Genomic DNA, 12,349 nt, shown 5'->3' on the forward strand with positions numbered 1-12,349 from the left:
CAATAATTATCAGGCTGTCTCGGGTCGATAAGCCCGCATAAACAACTCCACCACTTCCCGCACATGTTCCTCCGCCGCATCCCCGGTCAACGGTTCGCCACAGCCATACAACAACCGAAAATTCCCCGCGCCCTTGAGCAGGCAAAAGAAATGCTCCGCCGCGTTACGTGGCTTGTCGATGCTCAACACACCGCTCTGATCAGCCTTGGTCAGCAGCCGTTCCATGCCATGCAGCATGCGTTCCGGCCCGGCCTCGAAGAAGATCTGCGAGAGTTTCGGGTCCTGGCTGCCCAGCGTCATCATCAACCGGTGCAGGTTCACCGATTCATCGCTGTTGATCAGGTGATGAAAGCCGCGTGCGATATTCAACAACACCGTCTCCACTGAAATGCCGTCAGGCAATTCGAAAAACAGCGTAGGCAATTGCTCTTCGCATTTGGCGACAACGGCGGCGGAGAACAGCGTCTCCTTGTCGTTGAAATGGCTGTAGACGGTCAGCTTCGACACGCCCGCTTCAGCCGCGACGGCGTCCATGCTGGTGCTCGCATAGCCATTGCTCAGGAACAGGATTTTCGCCGCATCGAGGATTGCCTGGCGTTTGGCCAGATCCTTGGGGCGGCCCGGACCATTGGGTGCTGAAAAGTTGTTCGGCATTATTCGCTTTTAATACTGGACTGGTGAGTTTGCTATTAATAACATACTGGTCAGTATAATTATTCCAAGCACCATTAGCGAAAGGTCCTTCACCATGTTCCGCTATGCCTTGCCCCTCGCATTGCCAGTCAGTCTGGCGCTTTTATTGTCTGCGTGTGGTCACGAAGAGGCACCGCAAGTCACCGTCCGACCGGCCATGGTGGTGCAGCCAGAGCCTTCGACACAGGCGATGGAAAGCTATCCCGGTGAAGTCCGTGCTCGCTACGAGCCGGATCTGGCGTTTCGCATTGGCGGCAAAGTCAGCCGACGACTGGTCGAAGAAGGACAGCGGGTCAAGGCCGATCAACCGCTGGCCGAACTCGATCCCCAGGACGTCCGCCTGCAACTGGAAGCCACCCGCGCTCAGGTCGCGGCGGCCGAAGCCAATCTCAATCTCGTACGTGCCGAGCGCGATCGCTACAAGACCCTGATGGATCGTCAGATGGTCAGCCGCTCGCAGTACGACAATTCCGAAAATCTATACAGATCCGGTGAAGCGCGCCTGAAGCAGATCAGGGCCGAATTCAACGTCTCGACCAACCAGGCCAGCTACGCCGTGCTGCGTGCGCCACAGGACGGCGTCGTGGCCAAGCGTGCGGTGGAAGTCGGGCAAGTCGTCGCCGCCGGTCAAACCGTGTTTACCCTCGCCACCGATGGCGAGCGCGAAGTGTTGATCAGCCTGCCGGAACAGAGCTTCGGTCGTTTCAAGGTCGGCCAGCCGGTGTCGGTGGAACTCTGGACCCAACCTGACCAGCGTTTTGCCGGGCGCATCCGTGAGTTGTCACCCGCCGCTGATCCAAAGTCCCGCACCTTCGCTGCCCGCATTGCCTTCAACGCCGGCAAGGTTCCGGCCGAGCTCGGCCAGAGCGCCCGGGTGTTTATCCAGACTGCCGACGTCGTGGCGCTGTCGGTACCGCTCTCGGCGGTTACCGCCGAAAACGGTGCCACCTACGTGTGGGTGCTCAGCGCCAACAACACCCTGAAGAAAGCGCCGGTCCGGGTCGGCCCGTTCGGCGAGAAAACCGTGCCGGTACTCGAAGGCCTGAACGCCAGTGACTGGGTGGTGGCGGCCGGTGTGCATGTGCTTCACGACGGGCAGCAAGTGCGCCCGGTGGATCGCTCCAACCGCGTGGTCAATCTAGCGGGCAAGGAGTAATCCCTGATGGGTTTCAATCTTTCCGAATGGGCGCTGCGTAACCGCCAGATCGTACTGTTCCTGATGCTGTTGCTGGCCATCGTCGGCGCACTTTCCTACACCAAACTGGGCCAGAGCGAAGACCCTCCGTTCACCTTCAAGGCCATGGTGATCCGCACCAACTGGCCGGGGGCAACCGCCGAGGAAGTGTCACGCCAGGTCAGCGAACGCATAGAAAAGAAGTTGATGGAAACCGGCGAGTACGAGCGCATCGTGTCGTTCTCTCGACCGGGTGAATCCCAGGTGACGTTCGTTGCGCGTGACTCCATGCACTCGGTGGAGATTCCGGATCTCTGGTACCAGGTCCGCAAGAAGATCGGCGACATTCGTCATACCTTGCCACCGGGCATTCAGGGCCCGTTCTTCAACGACGAATTCGGCACCACCTTCGGCAACATCTACGCGCTGACCGGCGACGGTTTTGATTACGCGGTGCTCAAGGACTACGCCGACCGCATCCAGATTCAGCTGCAACGGGTCAAGGATGTGGGCAAGGTCGACCTGCTCGGGTTGCAGGACGAGAAGGTCTGGATCGAACTCTCCAACGTCAAGCTCGCCACCCTCGGTTTGCCGTTGGCGGCGGTGCAGCAGGCACTTGAAGAGCAGAACGCGATGTCCACGGCCGGTTTCTTTGAAACCACCAGTGAGCGATTGCAGCTACGGGTTTCGGGGAATTTTCAGACGGTCGAAGAGATCAGAAACTTCCCGATTCGCGTCGGTGATCGCACGTTCCGTATCTCCGATGTCGCGGACGTGCGTCGTGGTTTCAACGATCCTCCGGCGCCGCGCATGCGCTTCATGGCCGAAGACGCCATCGGTCTGGCCGTGGCGATGAAGGAGGGCGGCGACATTCTGGTGCTGGGCAAGGCGCTGGAAATCGAGTTCGCCAGGATCCAGAAAAACCTTCCGGCCGGCATGCAGCTGCGCAAGGTTTCCGATCAACCCGCCGCGGTGAAAACCGGTGTCGGCGAGTTTGTCCAAGTGCTGGTGGAAGCCCTGGCCATCGTCCTGTTGGTGAGCTTCTTCTCCCTCGGCGTACGCACCGGCATGGTGGTGGCGCTGGCGATTCCGCTGGTGTTGGCGATGACCTTCGCCTGCATGTATTACCTGGGCATCGGTCTGCACAAGATATCCCTTGGCGCGCTGGTGCTGGCGTTGGGCTTGCTGGTGGACGACGCGATCATCGCCGTGGAAATGATGGCGATCAAAATGGAGCAGGGCTTTGACCGGATCAAAGCCGCGAGTTATGCCTGGACCAGCACCGCGTTCCCGATGCTCACCGGCACGCTGATCACGGCCGCCGGTTTCCTGCCGATTGCCACTGCGCAATCGGGCACTGGCGAGTACACGCGCTCGATCTTCCAGGTAGTGACCATCGCGCTGCTGGCGTCGTGGATTGCCGCTGTGGTTTTCGTACCGTATCTGGGGGAAAAACTCCTGCCGGACCTGGCGAAGATTCATGCAGCGAAACACGGCATTGGTCAGCCTGATCCGTACGCCACGCCTTTTTATGAACGTGTCCGACGCCTGGTGGAATGGTGCGTGCGCTGGCGCAAAACGGTGATCACGCTGACAGTGGTGTTGTTTATCGCCTCCATCGTGTTGTTCCGTTTTGTACCGCAGCAGTTCTTCCCGGCCTCGGGACGACTGGAGTTGATGGTCGATCTGAAACTGGCCGAAGGCGCTTCGCTGAGCAACACCGCCGACGAGGTTAAACGCCTTGAAGGTTTACTGAAGGATCACGCCGGCATCGATAATTACGTGGCCTACGTCGGTACCGGTTCGCCGCGCTTTTACCTGCCGCTGGATCAGCAACTTCCTGCGGCGAGCTTCGCCCAGTTTGTCGTCCTGGCCAAGACCATCGAGGACCGCGAGACCCTGCGCACCTGGCTGATCGAAACCCTCAACGAGCAATTCCCGGCCCTGCGTTCGCGGGTGACGCGTCTGGAGAACGGCCCGCCAGTGGGCTATCCGGTGCAGTTCCGGGTCACCGGCGAACACATCGAGGACGTCCGCGCCCTGGCTCGAAAAGTGGCGGCCAAGGTTCGCGAGAATCCCCATGTGGCCAACGTCCACCTGGACTGGGAAGAGCCGAGCAAAGTGGTTTATCTGAATGTCGATCAGGACCGCGCCCGCGCGCTCGGCGTGAGCACCGCGAATCTGTCGAAGTTTCTGCAAAGCTCGCTGACCGGTTCCAGCGTCAGTCAGTACCGCGAAGACAACGAGTTGATCGAAATCCTGCTGCGCGGCACGTTGCATGAGCGCACTGAACTGTCGTTGCTGCCGAGCCTGGCGGTGCCGACCGACAACGGTCGCAGCGTGGCGTTGTCGCAGATCGCGACGCTGGAATACGGTTTTGAAGAGGGCATCATCTGGCACCGCAACCGCTTGCCGAACGTGACGGTCCGCGCCGATATCTATGGCAAGGAACAACCGGCGACGCTGGTGCAGCAGATCATGCCGACGCTCGATCCGATCCGCGCGGAACTGCCTGACGGCTACTTGCTGGAAGTCGGCGGCACCGTGGAAGATTCCGCCCGTGGGCAGAATTCGGTGAAGGCCGGTGTGCCGCTGTTCATCGTTGTGGTGCTGACGTTGTTGATGCTGCAACTGCGAAGCTTCTCACGCACGGTGATGGTGTTTCTTACAGCGCCATTGGGATTGATCGGGGTGACCCTGTTCCTGATGGTGTTCCGCCAGCCGTTCGGTTTCGTGGCCATGCTCGGGACCATCGCGCTGTCCGGGATGATCATGCGTAACTCGGTGATTCTGGTAGACCAGATCGAGCAGGACATCGCCGCCGGGCTCAAACCGTGGCAGGCGATTATCGAAGCCACGGTGCGTCGTTTTCGGCCGATCGTTCTGACCGCGCTCGCCGCCGTATTGGCGATGATCCCGCTGTCCCGCAGCGTGTTCTTCGGGCCGATGGCGGTGGCGATCATGGGTGGATTGATTGTCGCGACGGCATTGACGTTGCTGTTTTTGCCGGCGCTCTATGCGGCATGGTTCCGCATCAAGAAAGAAACGGTTTGATGTGTGGTCTTGGCGGCCTTCGGGCCGACCAGGTTCTTGGTTATTAAGTACATATCCATTTCTGCGGTTACGGCCGCTTATGGTTTCGCCCTTACGGCGAGGCACTTTTTTCAAACGCCAAAAAAGTACCCAAAAAGGCTCGCCCCGGCGTCCGGCTCCTCGCTAAGGCTCGGCGTACCCTCGCTCCGGTCCTGCTCCGTGGGCCCGCCGCCATCGGCCATCCATGGCCGGGGGCGGCTAACCCGGCATCCATGCCGGGTTGCCCACTGCGCAGAACCTCCACTCGGCCTCCCGAAGGGGCGGGTGGATCAAGATCAAGAGCTGCAGGCGAGCTAACGCTCGGCCTGATGAGTGGTGAGAAGCGAGTGTACGCCGATCCCCTGTAGGAGCCGGCTCGCTGCGGGCGGTGTTCCGACGATGGCGGCCTGACAGCCGACCTGTTTTCGCGGATGTACCACGCCTTTGTAGGAGCCGGCTTGCCGGCGAACGCGGTGTGTCAATCGACATCAAATTCGACTGATACTCTGTATTCGCCGGCAAGCCGGTCTCGCCCCCACAATGGCGTTGTGTTGAGGCTTAGAGCGAACCAAACACCTTCTTCGCCAAGCTGGTCGCCGCCGCCGCAGGGTTCTGGCGAATGGTTTCTTCCTGTTTGCCGATCATCTCGAACAAACCGTTCAGGGCCTGCTCGGTCACGTAGCTTTCGATGTTCGCGCTTTTCGCATCCACCACGCCCATGGTCGCGGCTTGTCCGGCGAACGAGTTGTACTGCTTGGCCAGGCCAACCTGGTCGGTGGCTTGTTTGACGATCGGCAGGAACTTGGCGCGGATCTGTTCGCGGCTGGTTTTGTTCAGGTATTGCGTGGCGGAGTCATTACCGCCGCTGAGAATGCCCTTGGCATCGTCGACCGTCATCTTCTTCACGGCATCCACGAGGATCGGCTGAGCCTGGACCACGGCCGTTTCCGCTGCTTTGTTCATGCTGGTTTCCAGCTGATCGACCTGATCACCCATGCCGAATTGTTTCATTTTGCTGGCGACCTTGCCCAGTTTGCCCGGCAGTTCGATCTTCACGTCCGGGTTGTTACTGAAGCCGCCCGGCGTACCGAGTTGTTTCACGGCCAGTTGCGCGCCTTGGGTCAGGGCATCCTTGAGGCCGCCGGTAGCGTCCTTTTGCGACAAGTCACTGAGCGACAGCGCCATGGCACTGGCGGAAATCATCAAACCTGTACACAGGCCGGCAAAGCGAAGGGTAGGGCGGAACATGGCGGCTTCCTTGTTCAAAAAAGAATTAGCGGACGGCGTCGACGCGAATTTTCAGTGGCTGCGGGTCGCTGCCATTCAGTTGTACGGCGTGATGTTCGGTGGTGATGAACATCAGTTGGCCATTCACTTCGATTCGCGCGCTGACGGAATAACGATGGCCGGGTTTGACCTGGGCCGGATCGTAACTCAGATGGAACGGCAGTGGCACCTGGCCTTTGACCGGGCCTTTCTGCTCGTCGAGTACCACGGCAGGAGCGTCGGCCAGCGATACGTCCTGCAAGCTGACGCTCAGGGTGGCAGTCGGCGGCAGGGCGATGCGTTGCAGGTAGAAGACTTCGCCATCGAGGCTGGTTTTGGCGGTGGGTTGCATGGACTGGCAGGCCCCCAGCAAAGCGGTCATGGCCAATAGAGAGAGTTTTTTCATCGAATATCTCCAATCTAATGTAGGAGTGAGACCGGCTTGCCGGCGATTGCGGTGTGTCAGTCAGCGATGAGGTGACTGAACCATTTTCGCCGGCAAGCCGGTCTCGCTCCTACAGGGGTTTTGCGTTATGTCTCGGGCTGTGTGGCGACCAGATCCGCCGCATCTTCGCTGCGATGCAACGCCACCTGACGGATCGACAAGCGGATTTCCGCCGACAACACCCGTTTCGCCGCGCCTTCGGCCAGTTCGCCGAGCAGTTCGTGATAGCTCAGCTTGCCGGCCTCGTCACGCTTGAGCACGTCGAGGTCGAGCATCGTCTGGATGAAGTGGCGGAACAGGCTCTTGTCGAAAAACTCCGGCGCGTTCAGGCCATGCAGGATCGACAGGCGCTGGGCCATGACGGTGCAGAGGTCTTCCAGTTCTTCGGCACTGATACTGTTCTGGCCGCTGTTGAGCAGCAGCGAAACCGTCATGTAGAAGCGCTGCAAGGTCTGGGCGATGCTCTTCGACAGCAGCGTCAGCAACACGAAATGTCGCGAGCTTGGTGCCGGACGCAGGTAAACGTCGTTCTCGAAACGCAGCAGACCTTGCTCGACGAACGCTTCGAGCCATTGATCGATCACGGCATCCAGTTCGTCCAGCGACCAGCGAATGAACAGCTCCGATTGCAGGTACGGATACAGTGCGCGGGTGTAGCGCAGGATCTGCTCGCGGCTCATGCGCGACGCACTCTGGAAGAAACTCGCGAGCAACGCCGGCAACGCGAAAATGTGCAGCACGTTGTTGCGGTAGTAAGTCATCAGGACGGCGTTTTGCTCATCCAGATAGAGGATTTTGCCCAGCGCATCGCTTTGCTCGGACAGCAGGTCCATGTCCTTCACATGCTCGATCAACGCACGTCCGTCACCTTCCGGCAGCGTGGTGTGCGGCGAGTACGGAACCTTGCGCAGCAGCGCCAGATACAGATCCAGCACCCGCGCCATGGCGCGATCGTCCAGTGCCAAACGACTGGTGGACAGCAATGCCAACGCCACGAGGTTGACCGGGTTGATCGCCGCCGCTTCGTTCAGGTGCTGCGCCACTTTCTCGCCGAGGCGGTTGGTGGTTTCGTTAAGCCAGGCCGGTTTGAACTGCGGGCCGAGTTCCTGTTGACGCCAGTCTGGCTGTTCGCTGTCGAGGAATTCCGCCAGTTTGATCGGCTCGCCGAAGTTCACCGCCACCTGGCCGAAACGCTGCTTCAGGGCGCCGATGACTTTGAAAATGTCGAAGATCGATTCTTTCTTCTTGCTCGCACCACGCAGTTCGCCAAGGTAAGTCCGGCCTTCCAGCACGCGTTCATAACCGATGTACACCGGCACGAACACGATCGGCATGCGCGAGGAGCGCAGGAAGCTGCGCAGGGTGATCGCGAGCATCCCGGTTTTCGGTTGCAGCATGCGCCCGGTGCGCGAGCGGCCGCCCTCGACGAAATACTCGACCGGAAAACCTTTGGTGAACAGGGTGTGCAGGTATTCGTTGAACACCGAGGTGTACAGCGGGTTGCCCTTGAAGGTACGGCGCATGAAGAACGCACCGCCGCGACGCAGCAGGCCGCCGATCCCTGGCATGTTGAGGTTGATCCCGGCGGCGATGTGCGGCGGGGTCAGGCCGTTGCGGAACAGCAGGTACGAGAGCAGCAGATAGTCGATGTGGCTGCGGTGGCACGGCACATAGATCACTTCGTAACCCGGTGCGACCTTCTGCACGCCTTCGATGTTGTTGACCTTGATGCCGTCGTAGATCTTGTTCCAGAACCAGCTCAGCACCACTTCCATGAAGCGGATCGCGGTGTAGGTGTAGTCCGAGGCGATCTCGTTGCCGTAACGCAGGGCCTGGGCCTTGGCTTTCTCGGGGGGGATATTCCCGCGTTCGGCTTCGTCGAGGATCGCTTGCTTGACCAGCGGCTGGTTGAGCAGGCCTTTGACCAGGTTGCGACGGTGGGAAATGTCCGGGCCGATCACCGCGGCTTTGAGGTTGCGGAAGTGCACCCGCAGAATCCGTTGGGCCATGCGCACGGTGCGCTCGTGGCCCTTGTTGTGCTCGATCAGTTCACGCAGGTGGATCGGCGCAGAGAATTGCACGCGGGTCTTGCGCCCCAGCACGATGATGCTCAGCAAGCGGCGCAGGCGCCCGGTAACCGCCCAGCTATCGGCGAACAGCAGCTTCCATGGACTCGATTCGCTGTCCGGCGACTGGCCCCAGAACACGCTGACCGGAATGATCTGCGCGTCTTCGGCAGCGTTCTGGCTCAGGGCGCTGACCAGTCGGGTCAGGGTCGGTGGCGCGCCGCGTTTGTCCTGGCGACCGAGCCAGTCGGGCTCAGGTGTCAGGTAAAAGAACGCGGCAGGCTCCAGCAGATTGCCGACAGACACCGGCAGCACCGGGCGCGGCAGGCCCGCCTTGCTGCATTCGGTGTCGACCACGGCGAGGTCGGTCAGCGAAGGGTTTTGCAGGACGTAGAACACCGGACGGCTGCGGTCGAGGTTGAGGGTGAACGACGACTGATTGATCGTCTCCGAGCGAACCCAGAGATAGAGCAGTCGGCGCAGGGTGCCAAACACAAGACGGCGGAACGGGGAACGGGTCATACGGCTTCTGCATGAGTGGAATAAACCGAGCGTTTGCTCGGGCGGTCGATAGTGTGCCGGATTCACTGAAAATCGGCAAAAAAGCGGCAATCAAAGTGCTATTGAGAGATTAAATGTCTGACATATACTCGGCGCACTGTCGCCGTCACCCTCATGGGACCGGTATGCGCAGGCTGACGTTCCCGAGGCTTTCCTGCGAAAAGCCCGATCAATAATAAAAAGGGAGTATGAACAAATGGCAACACGCGAAACCGGCAACGTGAAGTGGTTCAACGACGCCAAGGGCTATGGCTTCATCCAGCGCGAGGACGGGGTGGACGTGTTCGTGCATTACCGCGCGATTCGCGGTGAGGGGCATCGTTCGCTGACTGAAGGCCAGCAGGTCGAGTACGGCGTTGTGACGGGGGAGAAGGGTTTGCAGGCTGAGGATGTGGTGGGGCTGTAAACCCACCCTCCAGATCACCCAAAACCCACTGTAGGAGCGAGGCTTGCCCGCGAAGGCGTCATCACTGACGCTAAAAGCTTCGCGGGCAAGCCACGCTCCTACAGGTTCGTGGTGTGATGGGTTAAGCAGTTTTCCAGGTGATCTCTTCTTCGCCATCGGCGCTGATGCGCATCCAGCGATCCGCTGTCTCTTCACCTTCTTCCTCGACCCAACTGCCCGGCGCACAACGTACTTCTACGTTCAGCGCGGCAAACGCGGCGCGGGCGCAGGCGATGTCGTCTTCCCACGGGGTCTGGTCGCTTTCCAGGTACAGGCTGTTCCATTTTCCTACCGCTTTCGGCAGCCAGGTCACTGGCACGTTGCCGGCCTTGCACTTGTAGGTCTGACCTTTCTGAACCCAATCGGTGCACGGGCCCAGAGCCGCGCCGAGCCAGGCGGATACGGCCTTGTGGTCGACGTCGGCGTCTTTCAGGTAAATCTCGATATCGGGTTGGCGCATGGATGTCCTCACTGCGGGTCTGAAAAATCCATTCGCGGATTTAGCCGGCCTCAAGCTGCTGCTCAAGACCAAAAATTAAGATTGAAGAACAAAGTAATCGTAGCGCATCGAAACAGTGACCTCGAACGGCTCGGTCTGCTCGATGACCGCCGCCCGGCGTTCGGCACTGGCGCGCCAGCCATGAGGCGTCATGGCCAACAGGTTGGCGCGATCCTGCCCACTTGCAAGCGTCAGCTGGAATTCCAGGGTTTCGCTGTGTTGCAAAGCCATACCTTCCGGCACCAAGGCCAGATGCTTGTCGTCGGTGTACTCACGCACTTCGTCGTACAGCCGCTCGCGCAATTCCATCAGGTGGCCGCTGGTCGGCCCGACTTTCATCAAGCCGCCGCCGGGGCTGAGCAGGCGTTTGGCTTCTTCCCAGTCCAGCGGGCTGAAGACGCTGGCGAGAAACTGACAACTGCCGGACGCCAACGGCACCCGCGCCATGCTGGCGATCAACCAGGTCAGCTGCGGGTTGCGTTTGCAGGCGCGTTTGACCGCTTCCCGGGAGATGTCCAGCGCGTAACCGTCAGCGTTCGGCAACGCCTCGGCAATTTGCGCGGTGTAGTAACCCTCGCCACAACCGATGTCGAGCCAGCGCTGCGGCGCGTATTGCGCCGCCAGCTCAGCGAGACGCCTGGCCACCGGCGCGTAATGGCCGGCGTTCAGGAAGTCGCGCCGGGCTTCGACCATCGCCAGGTTATCCCCAGGGTCGCGGCTGTTCTTGTGCTGCACCGGCAACAGGTTCAGGTAACCCTGGCGCGCGCGGTCGAAACGATGCCCGGCGGGGCAGGCCACGCCGTTGTCCACCGCGTTCAGCGGTTCGCTGCAGATCGGGCAGGCAAGCATCAGGCGAGCAACTTGATCAGGGTCTGGTAGTAGATTTCGGTCAGCACGTCGAGGTCGGCGGCCAGCACGCGCTCGTTGACCTGGTGGATCGTCGCGTTGACCGGGCCCAGTTCAACCACCTGTGTACCCATGGTCGCGATAAAGCGCCCATCGGAGGTGCCACCGCTGGTGGAGGCTTTGGTTTCGCGACCGGTGATGTCCTTGATGCTCGACGCGACGGCGTCCAGCAACGCACCCGGTTCGGTGAGGAACGGCAGACCGGACAGCGCCCAGTCGATGTGCCAGTCCAGGCCATGCTTGTCGAGGATATCGGCGACGCGCTTCTGCAAGCCTTCAACAGTGGACTCGGTGGAGAAGCGGAAATTGAACACCGCTATCAGATCACCGGGGATCACGTTGGTCGCACCAGTGCCGGAATTCACATTGGAAATCTGGAAACTGGTCGGCGGGAAGAAATCGTTGCCGTGGTCCCAATGCTCGGCGGCCAGTTCGGCCAGCGCCGGGGCGGCGAGGTGGATCGGGTTCTTGGCGAGGTGCGGATAAGCGACGTGACCTTGCACACCGCGTACGGTCAGCTTGGCGCCGAGGGAACCGCGACGGCCGTTCTTGACCACGTCACCGACCAGCGTGGTGCTCGACGGTTCGCCAACGATGCACCAGTCCAGACGCTCCTTGCGCGCCGCCAGACGTTCAACCACCGCTTTGGTGCCGTGGTGCGCCGGGCCTTCTTCATCGCTGGTGATCAGAAACGCGACTTTGCCCTTGTGATCCGGGTAATCGGCGACGAAGCGCTCGGCGGCCACGGTCATGGACGCCAGGCTGCCTTTCATGTCCGCTGCGCCACGACCGCAGAGCATGCCGTGTTCGTCGATCAGCGCGTTGAACGGGTCGATCTGCCAGGCGGTCACCGGGCCGGTCGGGACCACGTCGGTGTGGCCGGCGAAACACAGCACCGGGCCGTCGTGCTTGCCGTGGGTGGCCCAGAAGTTATCCACATCTTCGATGCGCATTGGCTCAAGCATAAAACCGGCATCGCCCAGGCGCTGCATCATCTGCTTCTGGCAATCGGCGTCGACCGGCGTCACGGACGGACGGCGGATCAGGTCGATGGCGAGTTGAAGGGTCGGCGAAAGGTCGGCGTGGGCCGTCATGGAAAACTCCGGTGCTTTATCTGTAGGAGCGAGGCTTGCCCGCGAAGAACGATAATGAGGTGTATCTGTTACACCGAGTCGCTTCGTTCGCGGGCAAGCCTCGCTCCTACGGGAAATGGGGGGCAAGG

At 60.5% G+C, this 12,349-nt stretch carries 10 protein-coding genes; 3 read left to right on the forward strand and 7 right to left on the reverse strand.

Annotated elements, in window-relative coordinates; all coding sequences use genetic code 11:
• Nucleotides 1-9: 9 nt before the first annotated feature.
• Nucleotides 10-654 (reverse strand): TetR/AcrR family transcriptional regulator, encoded by a 645-nt coding sequence (locus K5R88_RS27015; protein ID WP_226298692.1) that lies wholly within the window; start codon nt 652-654, stop codon nt 10-12.
• Nucleotides 655-748: 94 nt separating this feature from the next.
• Here K5R88_RS27015 and K5R88_RS27020 point away from each other — a divergent pair, with 94 nt between their 5' ends.
• Together K5R88_RS27020 and K5R88_RS27025 are read left to right on the forward strand one after the other, a co-directional pair.
• Complete coding sequence (locus K5R88_RS27020; protein WP_226298693.1) at nt 749-1,849, forward strand: efflux RND transporter periplasmic adaptor subunit; 1,101 nt, start codon at nt 749-751, stop codon at nt 1,847-1,849.
• A gap of 6 nt (nt 1,850-1,855) precedes the next feature.
• Nucleotides 1,856-4,921, forward strand: a complete 3,066-nt coding sequence (locus K5R88_RS27025; protein ID WP_223435934.1) for an efflux RND transporter permease subunit — start codon at nt 1,856-1,858, stop codon at nt 4,919-4,921.
• A gap of 576 nt (nt 4,922-5,497) precedes the next feature.
• On the opposite strand, the gene K5R88_RS27030 is transcribed toward K5R88_RS27025, so the two are convergent.
• From K5R88_RS27030 to plsB, 3 genes are all read right to left on the reverse strand, one after another.
• Nucleotides 5,498-6,187 carry a DUF4197 domain-containing protein gene (locus K5R88_RS27030; RefSeq protein ID WP_226298694.1) on the reverse strand — a complete coding sequence of 230 codons (690 nt, stop codon included), beginning with the start codon at nt 6,185-6,187 and terminating at the stop codon, nt 5,498-5,500.
• Between the two features lie 25 nt (nt 6,188-6,212).
• Nucleotides 6,213-6,611, reverse strand: coding sequence for a YbaY family lipoprotein (locus tag K5R88_RS27035; RefSeq protein WP_226298695.1), 399 nt, complete (start codon nt 6,609-6,611; stop codon nt 6,213-6,215).
• 125 nt (nt 6,612-6,736) lie between these two features.
• Entirely contained in the window at nt 6,737-9,238 is a 2,502-nt protein-coding gene (plsB, locus tag K5R88_RS27040) for a glycerol-3-phosphate 1-O-acyltransferase PlsB (protein ID WP_226298696.1), read from the reverse strand.
• A 235-nt stretch (nt 9,239-9,473) separates the two neighbouring features.
• On the opposite strand from plsB, the gene K5R88_RS27045 reads away from it, so the two are divergent.
• Complete coding sequence (locus K5R88_RS27045) at nt 9,474-9,683, forward strand: cold-shock protein (protein ID WP_008035470.1); 210 nt, start codon at nt 9,474-9,476, stop codon at nt 9,681-9,683.
• A 121-nt stretch (nt 9,684-9,804) separates the two neighbouring features.
• On the opposite strand, the gene K5R88_RS27050 is transcribed toward K5R88_RS27045, so the two are convergent.
• The 3 genes from K5R88_RS27050 to dapE form a co-directional block, all read right to left on the reverse strand.
• On the reverse strand, nt 9,805-10,182 hold the full coding sequence (locus tag K5R88_RS27050; RefSeq protein WP_008035469.1) for a hypothetical protein: 378 nt from the start codon (nt 10,180-10,182) through the stop codon (nt 9,805-9,807).
• A 75-nt stretch (nt 10,183-10,257) separates the two neighbouring features.
• Nucleotides 10,258-11,070, reverse strand: a complete 813-nt coding sequence (locus K5R88_RS27055; protein ID WP_226298697.1) for a putative RNA methyltransferase — start codon at nt 11,068-11,070, stop codon at nt 10,258-10,260.
• Nucleotides 11,070-12,221, reverse strand: a complete 1,152-nt coding sequence (dapE, locus tag K5R88_RS27060; protein WP_226298698.1) for a succinyl-diaminopimelate desuccinylase — start codon at nt 12,219-12,221, stop codon at nt 11,070-11,072. Before dapE ends, K5R88_RS27055 begins: the two co-directional genes overlap by 1 nt.
• Between the last annotated feature and the right edge of the window lie 128 nt (nt 12,222-12,349).

This window comes from Pseudomonas sp. MM213, from assembly GCF_020423045.1.
GTDB classification, from domain to species: Bacteria; Pseudomonadota; Gammaproteobacteria; order Pseudomonadales; family Pseudomonadaceae; genus Aquipseudomonas; species Aquipseudomonas migulae.